The 19,230-nt window shown below is 66.7% G+C and carries 15 protein-coding genes; 10 read left to right on the top strand and 5 right to left on the bottom strand.

Annotated features, from left to right (window positions below; translation table 11 throughout):
- Window positions 1–109: 109 nt before the first annotated feature.
- From D7006_RS24885 to D7006_RS24865, 5 genes are all read right to left on the bottom strand, one after another.
- Window positions 110–1,390 carry an ABC transporter substrate-binding protein gene (locus D7006_RS24885; protein WP_229645885.1) on the bottom strand — a complete coding sequence of 427 codons (1,281 nt, stop codon included), beginning with the start codon at window positions 1,388–1,390 and terminating at the stop codon, window positions 110–112.
- Window positions 1,391–1,467: 77 nt separating this feature from the next.
- Window positions 1,468–2,538, bottom strand: coding sequence for a branched-chain amino acid ABC transporter permease (locus D7006_RS24880; RefSeq protein ID WP_169123412.1), 1,071 nt, complete (start codon window positions 2,536–2,538; stop codon window positions 1,468–1,470).
- Window positions 2,539–2,542: 4 nt separating this feature from the next.
- Window positions 2,543–3,436 carry a branched-chain amino acid ABC transporter permease gene (locus D7006_RS24875; protein ID WP_024276586.1) on the bottom strand — a complete coding sequence of 298 codons (894 nt, stop codon included), beginning with the start codon at window positions 3,434–3,436 and terminating at the stop codon, window positions 2,543–2,545.
- A 181-nt stretch (window positions 3,437–3,617) separates the two neighbouring features.
- Window positions 3,618–5,567, bottom strand: coding sequence for a long-chain fatty acid--CoA ligase (locus tag D7006_RS24870; protein ID WP_169123413.1), 1,950 nt, complete (start codon window positions 5,565–5,567; stop codon window positions 3,618–3,620).
- Between the two features lie 22 nt (window positions 5,568–5,589).
- Window positions 5,590–6,438 carry an ABC transporter ATP-binding protein gene (locus D7006_RS24865; protein ID WP_210257791.1) on the bottom strand — a complete coding sequence of 283 codons (849 nt, stop codon included), beginning with the start codon at window positions 6,436–6,438 and terminating at the stop codon, window positions 5,590–5,592.
- 217 nt (window positions 6,439–6,655) lie between these two features.
- On the opposite strand from D7006_RS24865, the gene D7006_RS24860 reads away from it, so the two are divergent.
- From D7006_RS24860 to D7006_RS24815, 10 genes are all read left to right on the top strand, one after another.
- Window positions 6,656–8,239, top strand: coding sequence for an AMP-binding protein (locus D7006_RS24860; protein ID WP_237354978.1), 1,584 nt, complete (start codon window positions 6,656–6,658; stop codon window positions 8,237–8,239).
- 309 nt (window positions 8,240–8,548) lie between these two features.
- Window positions 8,549–9,235: a TetR/AcrR family transcriptional regulator gene (locus D7006_RS24855; protein ID WP_237354976.1), complete on the top strand. Its 687-nt coding sequence runs from the start codon at window positions 8,549–8,551 to the stop codon at window positions 9,233–9,235.
- 311 nt (window positions 9,236–9,546) lie between these two features.
- Window positions 9,547–11,154: a carboxyl transferase domain-containing protein gene (locus D7006_RS24850; protein WP_237354975.1), complete on the top strand. Its 1,608-nt coding sequence runs from the start codon at window positions 9,547–9,549 to the stop codon at window positions 11,152–11,154.
- Window positions 11,154–11,945, top strand: coding sequence for an enoyl-CoA hydratase-related protein (locus D7006_RS24845; RefSeq protein ID WP_237354974.1), 792 nt, complete (start codon window positions 11,154–11,156; stop codon window positions 11,943–11,945). The genes D7006_RS24850 and D7006_RS24845 overlap by 1 nt, the downstream gene beginning before the upstream one ends.
- On the top strand, window positions 11,942–13,942 hold the full coding sequence (locus D7006_RS24840) for an acetyl/propionyl/methylcrotonyl-CoA carboxylase subunit alpha (RefSeq protein WP_237354971.1): 2,001 nt from the start codon (window positions 11,942–11,944) through the stop codon (window positions 13,940–13,942). The genes D7006_RS24845 and D7006_RS24840 overlap by 4 nt, the downstream gene beginning before the upstream one ends.
- Entirely contained in the window at window positions 13,942–14,847 is a 906-nt protein-coding gene (locus tag D7006_RS24835; RefSeq protein ID WP_169123419.1) for a hydroxymethylglutaryl-CoA lyase, read from the top strand. Before D7006_RS24840 ends, D7006_RS24835 begins: the two co-directional genes overlap by 1 nt.
- A gap of 145 nt (window positions 14,848–14,992) precedes the next feature.
- Window positions 14,993–15,697 (top strand): alginate O-acetyltransferase AlgF, encoded by a 705-nt coding sequence (locus D7006_RS24830; protein WP_237354969.1) that lies wholly within the window; start codon window positions 14,993–14,995, stop codon window positions 15,695–15,697.
- Between the two features lie 9 nt (window positions 15,698–15,706).
- On the top strand, window positions 15,707–17,092 hold the full coding sequence (locus tag D7006_RS24825) for an MBOAT family protein (protein WP_237354967.1): 1,386 nt from the start codon (window positions 15,707–15,709) through the stop codon (window positions 17,090–17,092).
- Window positions 17,093–17,101: 9 nt separating this feature from the next.
- Window positions 17,102–18,184 carry a hypothetical protein gene (locus D7006_RS24820; protein WP_237354966.1) on the top strand — a complete coding sequence of 361 codons (1,083 nt, stop codon included), beginning with the start codon at window positions 17,102–17,104 and terminating at the stop codon, window positions 18,182–18,184.
- Complete coding sequence (locus D7006_RS24815; RefSeq protein ID WP_237354964.1) at window positions 18,181–19,197, top strand: twin-arginine translocation pathway signal; 1,017 nt, start codon at window positions 18,181–18,183, stop codon at window positions 19,195–19,197. The genes D7006_RS24820 and D7006_RS24815 overlap by 4 nt, the downstream gene beginning before the upstream one ends.
- Window positions 19,198–19,230: the final 33 nt, after the last annotated feature.

Raw genomic sequence — 19,230 nt, 5'->3', positions numbered from 1 at the left:
GGGCTGTCCCTGAAGGACGTTGACCGCTGCGGCGGATGGGTGGATGCCCCGGACGCGCCGGGGCATGACGTCGATCAAACGGGAGGCAGGCGAGCCTGCCTCCGTGACCTCACCAGCCCTGCAATTCCGTCTTGCGCGGCAGGTCGATGGTGGCGACCTTTTCCAGCTTGATGGCGCCGCTCTTCACCAGGTCGGCGACCGAGGCGTCGGTGGGGCCGGTCACGACGGAGCGGTAGAGGTCCACGCGGGTGGTGGGGCGATGGTCGGTGGCGGTCCAGGTGGAGGGATTGCACACGCCGTCCATGCCCTTCGGCACCCAGTCCTTCTTCTGGTACATGCCGTCGCGGATCTTCACGCCGGTCACGCCGCCGTTCTTGTCCGCCCACTCCATGGCTTCCTTCATGTAGAGGGCTGTGCAGATGGCGGAGAGATAGTGCACCGGGCGATAGGCATTGCCCGACGGGTCGGAGATCTTGGAAATCTCCTTGGCGGTGGCAAGGCCGGGCGCCGAGCCGTTCCAGGTCACGGCGGTGCGCACCGGGAAGACGACGCCGTTGGCGGCTTCGCCCGCGGCCTTCATGGCGTTCTCGTCCATGCCCCACACGTTGCCGAGGAACTGCACGTCCACGCCCGCGGTCTTGCACGCCTTCAGCACCGAGATGTTGGAGCCGGCGGTGTTGCCGAGATAGGCGTAGTTGGCGCCGGACTGCTTCAGCGTCAGGCACTGGGGCGTGTAGTCACCCGGCGTGAGGGCGAAGGTGATGGGATCGAGCACCTCGAAACCCAGCGACTTGGCATATTCCGCCGCCGCTTCCTTGGGCGAGTTCGGATAGGGGTGATTGGCGCCCATGTGCACCCACTTGGGCTTGCCGGGCTTGCCCTTCTTCTTCCAGTCGTCGGCGGCCCACTGCACCATGGCGCGGGCGGCGTCCGAATAGGACGGTCCATAGAAGAAATTGAACGGCGCGGCGCGCTCGCTCTTGGCGTTCACCTTGCCCACGGGATCGGTGAGGGAGGCGGAGTAGGAGCCGGAGTAATAGGGAATCTCCTCCTTCGTCACCATGCCCACGAGGGCTTCGGTGTCGGCGGTGCCCCAGCCCTGGATGGCGACCACCTTGTCGGTGCCCACCCACTTCTTGAAGGCGGCCAGCGCGCGCGGCACCTGGTAGCCGTATTCGTTGAAGTCGGAATTGATCTTCTTGCCGTTCACGCCGCCATTGGCGTTGATCCAGGCGATGGTGTCCTGGATGCCCTGTCCGTAGGGCTGTCCCACGTCCGAGGTGCCGCCGGAATAATCGGCGAGGTGGCCGATGTTGATCGACTGCGCGAGCGCGGGCGTCGCTGCGGCGAGCGCCAGCGCAGAGACGAGGGAAAGGGTCAGTCGCTTCATCTGTGGCTCCTTGGGTTTCCTCTTGCGCCGGGCGGTCTGCGCCGCCTCGGCTCGGGTTTCGTCGGGACCTGAACGCGTCAATAGGAGAAGGGATAGAGCTTCCAGTAGGCCTTGATAAGGCGCCAGCGGTGGGCGAGGCCGTCCGGCTCGAAGATCAGGAAGAGAATGATGGTGAGGCCGATCAGCATCTCACGCATATAGGTGATGCCGTCCTTGAGGTGCAGCACCTGGTCGATGACGCTGCCGGAGAGTGCCGATGCAAGCCAGCCGGTCGCCTCCGGCAGCAGCACCATGAACACGGTGCCCATCAGCGAGCCCATGATGGACCCGAGCCCGCCGATGATGATCATGCCGAGGAACTGGATGGAGAAGAGGATGTCGAGCCCCTCCACCGACATGAAGCCCACATAGTGCGCGTAGAGCGCCCCGCCGATGCCGGCGTAGAAGGACGAGATGCCGAACGCCATGGTGCGATACTTGGTGAGGTTCACACCCATCATCTCGGCGGAGAGATAATGGTCGCGCACCGCGATCAGCGCCCGCCCGTCGCGGCTGCGCATCAGGTTGGTGGCGCCGATATAGCCGACGACCACGAAGAACAGCACCACGTAAAAGTAGCGCGCATCGCCCGAGAGATCGTAGCCGAACAGGGTGAAGGGCGCGGCGATGGCGCCGTGGGTGCCGCCGGTGAACCATTCGGCGCGCACGAAGAAGTCCTGCAGGATGAACTGCGCGGCAAGCGTGGCGATGGCGAGGTAGAGCCCCTTCACCCGCGCCGCCGGCAGGCCGAAAATGAGGCCCACCACCGTGGTCCACAGTCCGGCCAGCACGATGGCGAGCGGCACCGGCACGCCCTTGTCGGCGAGGAAGGCCGAGGCGAAGCCGCCGAAGCCGAAGAACACCGCGTGGCCGATGGAGATCTGGCCGGAAAATCCGACGAGGATGTTCAGACCCAGCGCGGCGATGCCGAGATAGCCGATCTGGATCATCAGGCTCAGCACGTAGCGCGAGGCGAACAGCGGCGTGCAGCACAGGGCCGCGATGGCGAGGATGACGAAGACCAGCGTCAGCCGCGTCTGGAAGATGGTCTGGTCGGCCTTGTAGCTGGTGCGATAATCGCCGCACGGCCGCAGGGAGGTGAGCGCCATGACCTCAGACCCTCTCGATGTCGCGGGTGCCGAACAGCCCGTAGGGCTTGATCATCAGGATGATGATCAGGGCGTAGAAGGGGATGATCTCGTAGAGGTTGCCCCACTTCAGATACTGGCTGTCCACGTATTGGCCGAGGTTTTCCAGCAAGCCCACGATGAGGCCGCCCACAACCGCGCCGAACACGCTGTCGAGGCCGCCGAGGATCACGGCCGGGAACACCTTGATGCCGAAGTAGGACAGCGCCGACGACACGCCGTTGACGATGCCCACCACCACACCGGCCACCGCCGAGACCGCCGCCGAGATGCCCCAGGAGAGCGCGAACACCTGGCGCACCGAGATGCCGAGGGACTGCGCCACCTGCTGGGAGAAGGCGGTGGCGCGCATGGCAAGGCCGAGCCGCGAATACTTAAAGAACCAGGCGAAGCCGGCCATGATCGCGAGGCTGACGCCCGTGGACATGAGATAGGCCGTCTGCACCTGCAGCCCGAGGATATTCACCTGCGCCACCGGGAAGATGGGCGGGAACGGCTGGGCGAAGGTGCCGAACATCCACTTCATCAGCGCCTGGAAGAAGATGGAGAGGCCGATCGTCACCATGATGACCGAGATGATCGGCTCGCCGATGAGCGGTCGCAGCACGATCATCTGCACGGCGATGCCGAACACCATCATGAAGCAGACGGCGATGAGGAAGCCCCAGAAGAAGGGGATGTTCCATGCGGTGAGCAGCCACCAGCAGGTCCAGGCGCCGATGAGCAGGAACTCGCCCTGGGCGAAGTTCACCACCTGCGAGGCCTTGTAGATGAGCACGAAGCACATGCCGACGACGCCATAGAGCGTGCCGATGATGAGCCCGTTGATGATGAGCTGAAGCAGGAGCTGGGATTGCATCAGAGGCTCCCCATGACGGGTACAGGACGCCTCCCCTCTCCCCTTGCGGGAGAGGGGTCGGGGGTGAGGGGTGAGGCTGCCGGGAAGAGAACAGGCGGCGCACTTAGCGCCAACACCCCCTCACCCCATCCCTCTCCCGCGAGGGGAGAGGGGGCAGGCCGGCTGTCGTGCCGTCGAGCCATCACGCAGCCCTCCTCTTGCCGTCGTCTTTCACCGGCGGCGGGGCGCCGAGGTCGATGACGTCGAGCTTGGTCTTGATGCGCTGGCGGGTGCCGTCCTGGAAGGTGATGGTGGTGTCCACGTCGATCACCTTCTGCCCTTCGTACATGGCATCGATGATGGTGCCGTAGCGCTCGTTGATGACACCGCGGCGCACCTTGCGGGTGCGGGTCAGCTCGCCGTCATCCGCATCCAGCTCCTTGTAGAGGAGGAGGAAGCGGCCGATGCGCTGCTTCTCGGCGAGCGTCCGGTTCACCCCCTCCACTTCCTTCTTCAGAAGCGCGATGACTTCGGGCCGCGCTGAGAGGTCCGTATAGGTGGTGAACGAGATGCGGTTCTTCTCCGCCCATTTGGAGACGATGGAGAAGCGGATGCAGATGAGCGCCGCCAAGCTGTCGCGCCCGTCGCCCAGCACCACCGCCTCGGCCACGTAGGGCGAGAACTTCAGCTTGTTCTCGATATATTGCGGCGAGAAGCGATCATTGTGCGAGGTCTTGGCCATGTCGCGGATGCGGTCGATGACGACGAGATGGCCCTTGCCGTTGAAGAAGCCGGCATCGCCCGTGCGCATCCAGCCCTCCTCGGCGAAGGACTTCCGCGTCTCGTCCTCGTTGCGGAAATAGCCGGTGAACATGTTGGCGTGGCGGGTGACCACCTCGCCGAGGCCGTTGGGATCGGGATCATCGATGCGGATTTCGACGCCCTCGAAGGGCACGCCCACCGTGTCGAAGTCGACGTCCTTCTCCTTGTGCAGCGTATAGGCGCCCAGGAGCTCGGTTTGGCCGTAGAGCTGGCGCATGGGCACGCCCAGCGCAAGGAAGAAGCGGAAGGTGTCCGGCCCCAGCGCCGCGCCGCCGGTGGCGGCGGACTTGAGGTTGGAGAAGCCGAGGCGATCCCGCAGCGCGCGGAACAGGATGAAATCGGCAAGCGGCGAGCGCCGGCCCTCGTCCAGCGCCTTCAGGCCGAGCTTCATGCCGAGGTCGAACATGCCGCGCTTGAGGGCCGACGAGTCCATCATGCGCGAGCGCACGTCGGCGGCGATCTGCTCCCACACGCGGGGGGCGAACAGCACGAAGGAAGGGCCGATCTCCCGCATGTCGGCCATCAGCGTCTCCTGCTCCTCCACGAAGTTCACCTTCATGCGGGAGATGAGCGCCTGACCGAAGGCGTAGATCTGCTCCATGATCCACGGCATCTGCAGAACGCTGACATATTCGTCGGTGGGCAGGCGCGGATCCATGTCCAGATAGGCCCGGCAATGCCTCAGCAGCGCGCCGCCGGTGAGCATGGCGAGCTTGGGGTGCGAGGTGGTGCCCGAGGTGGTGCAGAGGATGGCGACGTCGTCGCCCTTGCCGGCATCCACGAGGCGGTCATAGGCGCCGGCATCGCGGGCGGCCACCTCCGCGCCCCTTTTCTCCAGCTCCTTCAGCGAAATGAGGCGCGGATCGTCGTATTTGCGGATGCCGCGCGGGTCGGAATAGACGATGTGCCGGACGGTTGGGATCTTCTCGTCAAGCGAGAGAAGCTTGTCGACCTGCTCCTCATCCTCGGCGAAGACCACCGCGACGTCCGCATAAGTGACGAGATAGGCCACCTCGTCGCCCAGCGCATCGCGATAGATGCCGAGGCTCATGCCGCCGATGGCATGGGCGGCGATCTCGCCCATCAGCCATTCCGGCCGGTTGTCGCCGATGAGGCCGATCACGTCACCGCGGGAGACGCCCAGCGTGGTGAGCCCGAGGGTCATGTCCCGCACGCGGGTGGCGACATCGCCCCAGGTGTAGGAAATCCAGATGCCGAGATCCTTCTCGCGCAGCCACGTCTCGCCGGCATGGGCTTTCGCGTTCAGCCGCAGCAGCTTCGGCAGGGTGTCGTGGACCGTGACGTCCGGATAGGCGGGAATGGGAGCCATGGCGCGCCTCAGCTTTGTCGCATCACGCGGACACGGCGGCGGGCGCCGCCTCTTCGATCTCAAGATCCTCCTCGCCGAGGTAGGCCTTGCGAACATGGGGATCGGCCAACACGGCGGCGGGCTCTCCCTCCACCAGCTTGCGACCGAAATCGAGCACCATCACCCGGTGGGAGATGTCCATCACCACGCCCATGTCATGCTCGATCATGATGATCGTCATGCCCCATTCCTCGTTGAGATCGACGATGTAGCGAGCCATGTCCTCCTTCTCCTCGAGATTCATGCCCGCCATGGGCTCGTCGAGGAGAATGAGCTTGGGCTCCAGCGCCACAGCGCGAGCGAGTTCCACGCGCTTGCGAAGCCCGTAGGAGAGGGTGCCGGCGGTGGCCTTGCGCACATGCTGGATATCGAGGAAGTCGATCACTTCCTCCACCTTGCGGCGATGCTCCAGCTCTTCCTTCTGCGCGCCGCCAATCCAGTAGAGCGCACCCGTGAAGAAGTTGTTCTTCAACAGGTGATGGCGGCCGACCATGATGTTGTCGAGCACGCTCATGTGACTGAACAGCGCCAGGTTCTGGAAGGTGCGGCCGATGCCGATCTCCGCGCGCCGGTTGGGCTTCAGCTTGGTCACGTCCCGGCCGTCGAACACAACGCGCCCATCGCTCGGCGTGTAGCGGCCGGAGATGCAGTTCAGCATGGACGTCTTGCCGGCGCCGTTGGGGCCGATGATGGAGAACAGCTCGCCGGGCCGCACATGGAAGCTCACGTCGGACAGCGCCTTGAGGCCCCCGAAGCGGAGCGAGATGTTCTGCACATCAAGCAGGGCAGACACGCCCGTTGCAGCCCCGGCCGAAGCGGCAGGTAGCGACATGGTCCCCTCCCTATCCCGCATCGCGGGTTTGGCTTCTATGAGCCGCTATCTCATATTATGAGACGCTGATTGACTTCATTATCGAACGACCGATTGAATCTTTCAAGCACCACTTTCGATGAGGAGAAAAATATTGCCGCCGGTCCGATTTCGTCTCACATAATAAGACATGACAGCGTCTTCCGATCCGGATCAGGGGCCAAAGGGCGCCCAAAGCTTGTCCCGGGCCATCTCCGTCCTGCGGGCCGTCGCGGATGCGCCGCCCCATGGCGCGCGCCTTGCTGATCTGATGGGGGGCACAGGCCTATCCAAGGCAACGACCCATCGGCTCGCTGCGGCGCTCGTTCACGAGGGCCTGCTGTCCTACGATGCGGCGAGCCGCTTCTATACCTTCGGCGCATTCCTGAAGGAGATCGGGCAGCGGGCCGACCCGCCCCAGGGCTCCGGCGCGCTGCCGGCGGATGCCACGCCCAATCCGAGCCTGTACCAGAGGCCCGAATACTGCGGAAACGCCATATCCCTCGCCCACCTGCTCTGCGACCGCCACCTGCCGGGCAAGCGCGCGCATCCGGCCATGATCCACGAGTCGGTGTCGGGCCAGACCTCGGAACTGAGCTTTGGCAGGCTTTCGGACTATTCATCGCGCTTTGCCCGTGTCCTCACATCTGTCGGGATCCGGAAGGGCGACCGCGTCGCCGTCATGCTGCCCAAGGGCGTCGAGCTGATCATTGCGGCCCTCGCAATCTGGCGTGTCGGCGCGGTCTACATGCCGCTCTTTTCCACCTATTCCGCATCGGCGGTGAACGCCCGGCTCGAGGCCGGCGGCGCGAAGGCGATCGTCGCCGATCGTGTACTGGTCGAGCGCGCCCGAAAGTACATCACGCCATCAACTCCGGTCTTTCTCGTGGAAGGAGACCACATCAACCGCATAGAAGGCCGCGTCACCCAGTTCTGGTCGTCGATCTACGAAGCCGAACCGCTGACGGAGGCCACGACCTATGGCGAGAACGACCCGTTCATCATGACCTATTCGGCGAAGGTGGTGGAACCGAGATACGGCCTCCTCACCCCTGTCCGCGCCCTGGCCGAAATCGAGCAATACATGCGCCACGGGCTCGACGTCCGCGACGAGGATGTGTTCTGGAACATGACCGACCAAGGCTGGGAATATGGCGTCTTCTACGGTCTCGTCGGCCCGCTCCTGATCGGCAAATCCATCCTGTTCTGCGATGGGCCGTACGACGTCTCGCAGGGCTATCGCGTCCTATCGAAATTCCGCGTCACCAACCTCACCGCCGCGCCATCACAGATCAAGGCCTGGCGACGGGGCGACCCCGCCGCGGCCTCGCACCGCCTCGCGCTGCGGATCGTCACCGTTGGCGGCGAGCCCCTGCCCCAGGACATCATCTCCTGGGTCACGCAGAAGCTCGGCGTGCCGCTGGTGAACCAGTACGGCCATCGCGAAGCGGGCATGATCGTCGGCATGAAGCATGACCCGCATGATCCCCACTCCCTCAATCGCGTGTCCGTCGGCCGGGTGGCACCCGGCTTCTCCCTCGTCGTCCTCGACGAGGCGGGCACTGAGCTGGGCGTGGGCGCGGAGGGAATACTGGCGATCCACGTTCCACGCTCGCCGCTCTTCTGGTTTCGCGCCTACAGCCAGGACGAAATGGCGACGGAAGCCAGATTTCGGTTCGGCCGCGACTATTACATCACCGGAGATACCGGCCACGTGGATGCGGACGGCTGCGTCCACTACGCTGGAGAAGCGTCCCACGCCATTTCGATGCACAAGGATTGAGAGGTCACGCCTGCAGGGTGGCCATGTCATCATCTCCCTATCCGGCGCCCCGCGCCGTGCGGCGGACTGGGCGCCTTGTCCGATTTCTCGGCCCGATCGTTTCGCCGGGTTCGTTAAACAATCAAGCGTTCTTTTTTATTGTGGTCAAGCGGCATTCGGTGTCGCAAGATGATCTTGCATCGCGGGGGCGGGGCTCGCACTCTGCCACGCGGATCGCAGCCGGATCGCGCGTTCGCGCAGTCCGCTCGCGCAATTGAGGCACCCGGGCCTGACCTTTGAAAGGCCGGGACATCGAACGTTAAAAAGGCAATGGCGCGCACCATCGGTTCCAACGGCGCACGCACCGCCGAAGCCATCCGGCAGGCGGGCGTGAAGCTCATCTACAGGCACGGCTACGAGGCCATGAGCCTGCGTCAGCTGGCAGCCGAGGTGGGCCTGCAGTCCGGCTCGCTCTACAAATATTTCGACAACAAGCAGACCCTGCTGTTCGACATCGTGCGCGACCACATGGAGGATCTGCTGGGCAAGGCCGAGGCGGACCTCGCCGGCATCGAAGACCCGCTGGCGCGCCTCAGGGTCTTCTGCGCCTTCCACCTGCGTTACCACATGACGCGGCTCGCCCACGTCTTCATCGCCAACATGGAAATCCGCAGCCTCGACGAGGCGCATCGCGCCGTCGTGGTCGGCCTGCGCCGGCGCTATGAGGGGCTGCTGGAGGCAATCCTGCGCCAGGGTGCGGCGCAAGGCGTGTTCGAGGTGCGCGAGCCCAAGGTCGCCACCTACGCCATCATCTCCATGCTCACCGGCATCTGCATGTGGTACCTGCCGGGCGGCCGATTGAGCCAGGACGAAATCGTGGACACCTACACGGCGCTCGTCATCGGCGGCGTCACCGGAGGAGCCCCTCTTCAGCCCCTCGCAGCCCCCGCGGAGCTGCCGGAGCGCGAGAAGCCCGCGCGCCGGCCCGCCCAGGTCACCAAGGCCGCGCGGACGTGATGGGACGGCGCGTCGTCCGTCGGAAATGACCGCGCGAAAGCCCTTGCGCCTCCAATAAAAAAACGTACGATCGTTTCCAAGCCGGCATCGACCGGCGCCGAGGGAGACGCCCGAGCCGCCTTGCGCCCAGCTGCGCGGGCATCGGCGCGCTTTGCCTCCGGCTGCCCCGCTGCCGGTTCGCGAGAGCCGGGCTCCTCGAGGATCGTCGGTCCTTGTGGAAATCGTTTCTCTTGAGGCGAGAGGGCGTGCGCATCCGGCCGATCATCGGGCCGGTCGGCCGCGCGCCCGGGCATTTGGGGGCGAGAGCGCTCATGGCGATCATCGAGGACGCGGTCGACCGCCGCTCCGACGCATTCCGCCGCAACCGCGAGGCGCTGGAAGCCTCCGTCGCGGATCTGCGGTCCGTCGTGGAGAAGGTGGCGGAGGGTGGCGGCGCCGTCGCCCGCGAGCGGCACCTGAAGCGCGGCAAGCTCCTGCCGCGGGACCGCATCCGCACGCTGCTCGACACCGGCTCGCCCTTCCTGGAGTTCAGCCAGCTCGCGGGCTACGGCATGTATGACGACGAGGTGCCCGCCGCCGGCATCATCACCGGCATCGGCCGCGTCTCGGGCCGCGAATGCGTCATCGTCGCCAACGACGCGACGGTGAAGGGCGGCACCTATTTCCCCATGACGGTGAAGAAGCACCTGCGCGCCCAGCGCGTGGCGCAGGAAAACCACCTGCCGTGCATCTACCTCGTGGATTCCGGCGGCGCCAACCTGCCGAACCAGGACGAGGTCTTCCCCGATCGCGAGCATTTCGGCCGTATCTTCTTCAATCAGGCCAACATGTCGGCGCAGGGCATCCCGCAGATCGCGGTGGTGATGGGCTCCTGCACCGCCGGCGGCGCCTATGTGCCGGCCATGGCCGACCAGTCCATCATGGTCAAGAACCAAGCGACCATCTTCCTCGGCGGCCCGCCGCTGGTGAAGGCGGCCACTGGCGAGGTCGTCACCGCCGAGGAGCTGGGCGGGGCGGACGTCCACACCCGCACCTCCGGCGTCGCAGACCACATGGCGGAGAACGACGCCCATGCGCTCGGCATCGCCCGCTCCATCGTCGCCGACCTCAACACCACCAAGGCCCACTCTCTCGACATCCGCGAGCCTCGCGCGCCGCTCTACGATGCGAAGGAGATCTACGGCATCGTCTCGGCCGACCCGAAGCAGCCGTTCGATGTCCGCCAGATCATCGCCCGCATCGTCGATGCCTCCGAGTTCGACGAGTTCAAGCCGCTCTACGGGCCGACGCTGGTGACGGGCTTCGCCCGCATCTTCGGCTATCCCGTGGGCATCATCGCCAACAACGGCATCCTCTTCTCCGAGAGCGCGCTGAAGGGCGCGCACTTCGTGGAATTGTGCTGCCAGCGCAATATTCCCCTCGTCTTCCTGCAGAACATCACCGGCTTCATGGTGGGGCGGAAGTATGAGGCGGGCGGCATCGCCAAGGACGGGGCGAAATTCGTCACCGCCGTCTCCTGCGCGTCGGTGCCAAAGTTCACGGTGGTGATCGGCAATTCCTTCGGCGCCGGAAACTACGGCATGTGCGGCCGCGCCTTCGATCCGCGCTTCCTGTGGATGTGGCCCAATGCCCGCATCTCGGTGATGGGCGGCGAGCAGGCGGCCAATGTGCTGGCGCAGGTGAAGCGCGACGGCATCGAGGGCCGTGGCGGCAACTGGCCGGCAGAGGAGGAGGAGGCCTTCAAGGCCCCCATCCGCCATCAGTACGAGGTGCAAGGCCATCCCTATTATTCCTCGGCCCGGCTGTGGGACGACGGCGTGATCGACCCCGCCGACACCCGCATGGTGCTGGCCCTCGCTTTGTCCGCCGCCCTCAACGCCCCCGAGCAGGAGACACGCTTCGGCGTGTTCCGCATGTGATGGCGACGCCTACGCCCGGCCTCACCACGACCGTCGAAGATGGCGTCGCCATCCTCACCCTCGACCGGCCCGAAGTGCGCAATGCCTTCGATGATGCGCTGATTGCCGCGCTCGCCGCGGCCTACGAGACGGCCATCGCAGACCCTGCCGCCGTCGCCATCCTGCTGCGCGCCAATGGCCCGGTGTTCTGCTCCGGCGGCGATCTCAACTGGATGCGCCGCATGGCGGCCTATTCGCGGGAGGAGAACCTCGCGGACGCGGAGCGGCTGGGCGCGCTCATGCGCACCATCGATCTCTCGCCCAAGCCCACCCTCGTGCGCATCCACGGTTCGGCCTTCGCCGGGGCGACCGGGCTCATCGCGTGCAGCGACATCGCGGTGGCGGTGCCGGAGGCGGAATTCGCCGTCACCGAGGTGCGCATCGGCCTCATCCCGGCGGTCATCAGCCCGTATCTGGTTCGGGCCATGGGGGCGCGGCAGGCGCGGCGTTATTTCCTCACCGCCGAGCGGTTTTCCGCCGCAACGGCGCTGGAGCTGGGCCTCGTCCATGAGGTGGTGCCCGCCGGGGAACTGGACGCGGCCATCGCCCGCCATCTCAAGGCGCTGAAGGCGGCGAGCCCCGCCGCGCTCGGCGCCACCAAAGCGCTCGTCGCCGCCGTAGACAGGCCGCTCGACGATGCCGTCATCGCCGACACTGCCCACCGCATCGCCGACCAGCGCGCCAGCGCCGACGGCCGCGAGGGCGTCACCGCCTTCCTCGAAAAAAGAAAACCCAATTGGGGGGCCGCATGATCCGTCCCATCCGCACTTTGCTCGTCGCCAATCGCGGCGAGATCGCCGTGCGCGTGATGCGCACCGCCAAGGCCCTCGGCCTGCGTGCCGTCGCGGTCTATTCGCAGGCCGATGCCGACGCGATGCACGTGGCGGTGGCGGACGAGGCCTATCCCATCGGCCCGGCGCCGGCGCGCGAAAGCTATCTCAGGATCGACGCCATTCTCGAAGCGGCGAAGAAGAGCGGGGCGGATGCCATCCATCCCGGCTACGGCTTCCTCTCGGAAAATGCCGCCTTCGCCGACGCCTGCGAACAGGCCGGCATCGTCTTCGTCGGCCCGCCGGCCTCGGCCATCCGCGCCATGGGCTCCAAGAGCGCCGCCAAGGCGCTGATGGAGAAAGCGGGCGTGCCGCTGGTGCCCGGCTATCACGGTGAGGATCAGGATCCCGCGCTGCTCGCCCGCGAGGCGGAGCGCATCGGCTTCCCGGTGCTCATCAAGGCCTCGGCCGGCGGTGGCGGCAAGGGCATGAAGGTGGTGCGCTCGGCGGACGAGTTTCCCGAGGCCCTCGCCTCCGCCCAGCGCGAGGCGAAGAGCGCGTTCGGCGACGACAAGGTGCTGGTTGAGAAATATCTCACAACGCCGCGCCATATCGAGGTGCAGGTCTTCGCCGACAGCCACGGCAATTGCGTCTATCTCCACGAGCGGGACTGCTCCATCCAACGGCGCCATCAGAAGGTGGTGGAGGAGGCCCCCGCCCCCGGCATGACGCCGGAGCGTCGCGCGGCCATGGGCAAGGCGGCGGTGGATGCCGCCAAGGCCGTGGGCTATCGCGGCGCCGGCACGGTGGAGTTCATCGCCGAGGGCGAGCATTTCTACTTCATGGAGATGAACACCCGCCTCCAGGTGGAGCATCCGGTGACGGAGGCCATCACCGGGCAGGACCTCGTGCAATGGCAGCTCCGCGTTGCGCAGGGCGAGACCCTGCCGCTGACGCAGGAGGAGATCCCCCTTCAGGGCCACGCCATCGAGGTGCGGCTCTATGCGGAGGATCCCGCGCGGGACTTCCTGCCCCAGGTGGGCCGGCTCGATCATCTCGTGCTGCCGTCCCACCTCGATCACACTCGGGTGGATACCGGCGTGCGGGCCGGGGATACGGTCTCCATCCATTACGATCCGATGATCGCCAAGATCATCGTCTCCGGCGCCGACCGTCTGGAGGCGGTGCGGCGACTGGAGGCGGCGCTCGCCGCGACCGAGGTGGTGGGGCTCGCCACCAACCGGGTGTTCCTCAAGGCCATCGCCGCGCATCCGGCGTTTGCGGCGGCCGAGCTCGACACCAATTTCATCGCCCGCCATCAGGACGTACTGCTGCCCGCACCGACGCCGGTGGATGACACGGTGCTGGCACTCGCCGCCCTCTTCGTCCTGAAGGAGGAGGCCCGCCAGTCCGCCGAGACGGTGGATGCGGCCGATCCGTGGTCGCCCTGGGGCCTCGCGCCCGGCTGGCGGCTCAACCGCGACGCCCATGTGGACCTCACCTTCGCCGACCGCGATGAGCGCATCGCCATCCGCGCCCATTTCCGCCCCCACGGCTTCATCCTGGCCCTGCCCGGCGGCGACGTGGCGGTGGAGGGCGAGGCGGAGGCGGACGGCAGCCTGCGTGCCCGCCTCGACGGGGTGGCCCTGTCGGCGCGGGTGATCCGCACCGGCAATCGCCTCACCGTGTTCGTGCGCGGCGGGGAACATGCGGTGGACTTCATCGACCCGCGCCTCGCCTCGCAGGCGGCCACCGGCACCGCCGGCCGGCTCGTCGCGCCCATGCCCGGCACCATCATCCGCATCGCGGTGGAGGAAGGGCAGGAGGTGACGAAGGGCGCCGCCCTCGTGGTTGTGGAGGCGATGAAGATGGAGCACACCGTCGCCGCGCCCCGCGACGGAAAGGTCAAGGCGCTGAAATTCGCCGTGGGCGACCTCGTGGACGAGGGCGCCGAGCTTCTGGTTCTGGAGGACGCCTGATGGCCCGCCCCGCTTCCGTTCGTATCGTCGAGGTCGGTCCTCGCGACGGGCTGCAGAACGAACCCGGCATCGTGCCCCTCGACGCCAAGGTGGCGCTCATCGATGCCCTCGCCGATGCTGGGCTGAAGATGATCGAGGCCGGCTCCTTCGTCTCGCCCAAGTGGGTGCCGCAGATGGCCGACACCGCCGAGGTACTGGGCGCCATCAACCGCCGGGCAGGCGTGCGCTACACCGTGCTGGCGCCCAACCTGAAAGGGCTGGAGCTGGCGCTCGCCTGTGGCATCGAGGAGGTGGCGGTGTTCACCGCAGCCTCGGAGGCCTTCACAAGTAAGAACATCAACTGCACCATCGCCGAGAGCCTGGAGCGCTTCACCCCGCTCATCGATCTCGCCCGCGCGCGCGGCGTGGCGGTGCGCGGCTATGTGAGCTGCGCGCTCGGCTGTCCCTATCAAGGCGAGGTGCCGGTGGCGAAGGTGGTAGAGGTGTCGGAAGCCCTCACCGCCATGGGCTGCTACGAGGTCTCGGTGAGCGACACCATCGGCGTCGGCACGCCGGACAAAGCGCAGGCGGTGACCGGCGCCGTGGCCGAGCGCATCGGCCTTGAGCGCACCGCGATCCATTTCCACGACACCTACGGGCAGGCGCTGGCCAACGTGCTGGCCTGCCTCGATATCGGCGTCGCGTCGGTGGATTCGGCCGTGGCGGGGCTCGGCGGCTGTCCCTATGCCAAGGGCGCGTCCGGCAATCTCGCCACCGAGGATCTCGTCTACATGCTCAATGGCCTCGGCATCGAGACGGGCGTGGACCTCGATCGCCTCGCGGCTGCCGGACGGGCCATCACCGCGGCGCTCGGCCGCACGCCGGCCTCCAAGGTGGCGCAGGCGCTGGCCGCCAAATGTGCGTGAGCCGGGGCCGGTGGCGCATGGTGACCTTATCCCGTAACCTTAACGGCGGTTGAAGGGGTCGCTCCGTTGCCTTGACGGGATGCAACCCCTAACTGTCGCAGGTGAAACCGGCGCAGGGTCTGCCGGTCAGTCCGGGATCGCGCTCATGCCCGCATCCAATGCCGCTTTGACCGTTTCGGGCCGTACTGTGCGGCGGTTCGCTCTGGCAGCCGCCACGCTCGCCGTTTTCGCGGGCACGGCCGATGCTCAGGAGCTGACGCGCCTCTATGCGCCGAAGCCGCCCACCGGCTCGGCCTATGTCCGCGTGGTGGATCTTGCCGCCAGCGGCGCGCCCGTCGGCATCGGCAGCGCGCCGGCGGCACCCGTCCCGGCTGGCGACACCGCCACCATCTACCGCATCGTGAAGGGCGGCGCCCCCCTCGCCGTCAGCCTCGCGGGAAAGCCCGCCGAGGGCAGCATCGTGCCGCCCGCCGATGCCTTCTCCACCGTCATCGTCCCGGCCTCCGGGCCGGCGGTGGTGATCGCCGACCCCACCGAGGGCCGCAACGACCTCAAGGCGCAGCTGCGCGTCTACAATCTGGTCCCCGGCTGCGCGGCGAGCGTGGTGGTGGCGGATGGTGGCCCGGTCGTGTTCGAGGGGGTCGCCACCAACGACACCCGCCAGCGCGCCATCAACCCCATCGAGGCGGTGCTGGCGGCAAGCTGCGGAACGGCGGTGTCGCAGCCGCTGAAGCTGCCGCCGCTGAAGGCCGGCGACCATTACAGCCTGTTCCTGCTGCCCGGCGCCAACGGGCCGAAGCTGGCCGGCCAGCGCGACGAGACCGAGCCCTATCGCGGTCCGGGCAACTGATCCGGCCCCATGGTTTTCGCTTCCGACAGCTTCCTCTTCCTGTTCCTGCCGGTCTTCCTCATCGTCTATGCGCTGACGCCCGGCATGGCGCGCAACCTCGCCATCCTCGCCTTTTCCTGGCTGTTCTATGCGTGGTGGCGGGCGGACTTCCTGCCGCTCATCGTCTCCATCGCCATCTGGTCGTGGGCGACGGGCCTGTGGATCTCCCGCGCCGAAGGGCGGGCACGGGGCTGGGCGCTGTTCGTCGGCATCGTCTGGCCGCTCGCATCCCTCGTCTGGTTCAAATACGCCAACATGCTGGTGCATTCGACCGAGGTGCTCACCGCCTCGGTCTGGGGCTGGCCGGACGTGCTCCTGCCCATCGGGCTTTCGTTCTTCGTGTTCGGCGCCATCTCCTATTCCACCGACGTGTTCCGCGGGACGGTGAAGGCCGAACCCTCGTTCGTGAACTATGCCACCTACCAGTCCATGTTCGGCCATCTCGTGGCCGGCCCGGTGGTGCGCTACGAATGGGTGGCGCAGCGCCTGAAGGAGCGCACCTTCCACCGGGCCGAATTCATGTTCGGCGTCGAGCGTTTCATGCTCGGCTTCGCCCAGAAGGTGCTGATCGCCGATACGCTGGCCCCCCTGGTGGATGCCGGCTACGCCATCGCCCATCCCAGCACGGCGGATGTGGTGCTCGCGGTCACCGGCTACACGCTCCAGCTCTATTTCGACTTCTCCGGCTACAGCGCCATGGCCATCGGCCTCGGCCTCATGGTGGGCCTCAAATTCCCGGAGAATTTCGACAACCCGTATCTCTCCACCTCGCTCTCGGAGTTCTGGCGGCGCTGGCACATTTCGCTGTCGAGCTGGCTGCGGGACTATCTCTACATTTCGCTGGGCGGCAACCGCGGCTCCACCACCCGTGTCTCCACCAACCTCCTCATCACCATGGGTCTCGGCGGCCTGTGGCACGGGGCGAGCTGGACGTTTCTGATCTGGGGCCTGTGGCACGGCTTCGGGCTGATGGTGGGGCGGGTGTGGAAGAATCTCGGCCTGCCGGGAACCGGGGCGTTCGCCGGCCATATCCTCACGCTGGCCTTCGTCATGGTCGGCTGGGCCCTGTTCCGGGCGCAGAGCTGGGCCGAGGCGGGGGTGATCTTCTCCGGCCTCGCCGGCACCAACGGCGTGGCGCTGAGCCCGGCCATGGGCGCGGCCATCCGGCCGGTGGAGATCGCCACCATCGTGCTCGGCATCGGTCTCGTCTATCTGCCGAAGGTCATGCGCATCGACCCCTCCGCGCCCAATCCCGGCCATTGGCTGCGCGCTTGGGCGGCACTGCCCTTGTTCCTGTTCGCCGTGCTGGTGCTGCAGGGGCGCATGGTGGTGCCCTTCCTCTATTTCCAGTTCTGAGGGGGGACGATGCCGCATCTCGCCCGCGCCCTCGCGACCCTCGCCTTTCTCGCGCTGATGCTAACCGGCCTCGGCTTCGTCGCCGTGCATCTCAGGGGGGAGGAGGCACGCACCGCGCTCGCGGCGGCGGCAACCCGCGAGAATGTCCTCGACGGCCGCTTCACCGCGGTGCTCGACAAGCAGATCACGGCAGCGCTGCCCAAGCTGACGGGGCTGGAGGATATGGTCTCCGGCCTCGCCTACAAGGTGCTGGGCGATGCCGGCGATCTCGTGCGCGCCGGCTGCCCCGGCTGGCTGTTCTACCGTGAGGAGCTGATCGAGACGCCACAGGGGCGGGCCAATTTCGAGACCCGGCTGAAGATCGCGGCGAAGATCCGCGACCAGTTCGCGGCGCGAAATCTCGCGCTGGTGGTGCTCCCCGCTCCAGACAAGGCCCTTCTGGCGGCGGAGCATCTGTGCGGCACCTCTGTCTCCGGCGAAGCGCGCTGGCGATCGGATGCGTGGTGGGCGCAGAGCCGTGCGCTCGGGCTCGATCAGGTGGAGATTGCCCCGGGATTCCCCGGCGCAGACGGTTTCCTGCGCACCGACACCCATTGGAACGTCGCCGGCGCGAAGCTGGCCGCCGTCCGGGTGGCGGAGGCGATGCGCAAGCGCATCGGTCCGGGCACGCAGAAGATCACCCTTGCGGAGAGCCCGCCCCAAACGCGCGTCGGCGACCTCATGCGGCTCGCCGGGCTGGAGCGCACCTGGCGCTGGTCCGGCCCCCAGCCGGACCAGGAACCGGAGGTGTCGGCCACCATCGCCCGCAGCGGCGGCCTTCTGGATGACGTACCGGGACCGCAGGTGGTGCTCGCCGGCTCCTCCTTCTCGCGCAATTCCGGCTTCCTCGAATTTCTCCAGGCCGCCTCAGGTTATGAGGTGGCGCAGAAGAGCCGCGACGGCTCCGGATTTGCCGGCCAGCTTCTCGAACTTCTGATGGACGAGCCGCAGATTCTGGCTGAAACCCGTCTCGTGGTGTGGGAATTCCCCATGCGGGCGCTCACCCGGCCGCTGACGGATGTCGAGCGCCGCTTTCTGGGAGATGCGAAATGACGACGTTTGCCGGCGCTGGACGCGCCTTCACCCGCCGCCGCTTCCTGGCCGGGAGCATGCTGGCGGGCGGCCTGATGGCGGCGGGCATTGTCGGTGCACCACTGCCGGCCGCAGCGCAGAACAGCGGCGTCATCACCGGCAAGGATGGCTGGCTGTTCCCGGGCTGGGAGAGCATCTCCGTTCTCGACCGGGCGGGCATCACCGCCAACGTCGCCCTTCTGCAGGAAACGAAGGCGGCCCTTGCGACGCGCAACGTGACCCTGATGGTCATGGTCGTGCCCATGAAAGCGCCCTTCTACAAGGAGAAGCTTCCGGACGGGACGACGGTCTCCGCCGATGTCGCCGGCCAGTACGACTTCATCGTCGACCAGCTCCGGAAGGCCGGCATCGACACCGTGGACCTGCGCTCGGCCCTGAAGTCGGTGCAGACGGGCAAGCAGACCAGCTTCTACCGCGCCGACTACCACTGGACCGCCTGGGCCTCGGAGGCGGCGGCGGATGCGGTGGCGCAGGCCATCAAGGCCAAGGTTGGCAAGCTCGCCGGCAGCCCGCCCGGCGACAAGCTCGGCGAATGGGTCACGCAGCGCCATCTCGGCGATCTGGCACAGCGTTTCCTCACGCCGGACCAGCAGAAGCAGATCGGGCCGGACCTCTATACTGTGCGCACGCCGGCACCGGCCAAGACATCGCTGTTGGATTCGGCTCCCGCGCCGGTGCACATCATCGGCAACAGCTTCGTGCAGCCCTATCTCGGCTTCCCGCAGAAGCTCTCCAACGCCCTCGACCGGCCGGTGTCGCTTACCTGGAACCCGGGCAATGTCGGCCCGTGGGCGACCTTCCTGCAATATGTGAGCTCGCCCGACTTCGCGAAGAGCCCGCCCCAGGTGCTGCTCTGGCAGTTCAACGAGGGGCCGTTCCATAGCGGGCCGCAGGCGACCGACCAGTGGGACGTGCCCTCCATCATGCCGCCCCAGATCTGGCGCGACCGCATGCTGGCGGCGGTGCGGCGATAGGATTTCCGTTAAGGTCTCCTGCCAAAGTGTTAA

It is taken from the genome of Xanthobacter sp. YC-JY1 (assembly GCF_021730305.1).
GTDB classification, from domain to species: domain Bacteria; phylum Pseudomonadota; class Alphaproteobacteria; order Rhizobiales; family Xanthobacteraceae; genus Xanthobacter; species Xanthobacter flavus.
Note: the sequence above shows the minus strand (reverse complement) of the source record. Positions and strands in the feature narration are given on the sequence as shown.

What these genes read in the sequence shown, in the direction of transcription:
- D7006_RS24885 (WP_229645885.1), bottom strand. Translation starts at nt 1,390, where the DNA reads ATGAAGCGACTGACCCTTTCCCTCGTCTCTGCGCTGGCGCTCGCCGCA.
- D7006_RS24880 (WP_169123412.1), bottom strand. Translation starts at nt 2,538, where the DNA reads ATGGCGCTCACCTCCCTGCGGCCGTGCGGCGATTATCGCACCAGCTAC.
- D7006_RS24875 (WP_024276586.1), bottom strand. Translation starts at nt 3,436, where the DNA reads ATGCAATCCCAGCTCCTGCTTCAGCTCATCATCAACGGGCTCATCATC.
- D7006_RS24870 (WP_169123413.1), bottom strand. Translation starts at nt 5,567, where the DNA reads ATGGCTCCCATTCCCGCCTATCCGGACGTCACGGTCCACGACACCCTG.
- D7006_RS24865 (WP_210257791.1), bottom strand. Translation starts at nt 6,438, where the DNA reads ATGTCGCTACCTGCCGCTTCGGCCGGGGCTGCAACGGGCGTGTCTGCC.
- D7006_RS24855 (WP_237354976.1), top strand. Translation starts at nt 8,549, where the DNA reads ATGGCGCGCACCATCGGTTCCAACGGCGCACGCACCGCCGAAGCCATC.
- D7006_RS24850 (WP_237354975.1), top strand. Translation starts at nt 9,547, where the DNA reads ATGGCGATCATCGAGGACGCGGTCGACCGCCGCTCCGACGCATTCCGC.
- D7006_RS24845 (WP_237354974.1), top strand. Translation starts at nt 11,154, where the DNA reads ATGGCGACGCCTACGCCCGGCCTCACCACGACCGTCGAAGATGGCGTC.
- D7006_RS24840 (WP_237354971.1), top strand. Translation starts at nt 11,942, where the DNA reads ATGATCCGTCCCATCCGCACTTTGCTCGTCGCCAATCGCGGCGAGATC.
- D7006_RS24835 (WP_169123419.1), top strand. Translation starts at nt 13,942, where the DNA reads ATGGCCCGCCCCGCTTCCGTTCGTATCGTCGAGGTCGGTCCTCGCGAC.
- D7006_RS24830 (WP_237354969.1), top strand. Translation starts at nt 14,993, where the DNA reads ATGCCCGCATCCAATGCCGCTTTGACCGTTTCGGGCCGTACTGTGCGG.
- D7006_RS24825 (WP_237354967.1), top strand. Translation starts at nt 15,707, where the DNA reads ATGGTTTTCGCTTCCGACAGCTTCCTCTTCCTGTTCCTGCCGGTCTTC.
- D7006_RS24820 (WP_237354966.1), top strand. Translation starts at nt 17,102, where the DNA reads ATGCCGCATCTCGCCCGCGCCCTCGCGACCCTCGCCTTTCTCGCGCTG.
- D7006_RS24815 (WP_237354964.1), top strand. Translation starts at nt 18,181, where the DNA reads ATGACGACGTTTGCCGGCGCTGGACGCGCCTTCACCCGCCGCCGCTTC.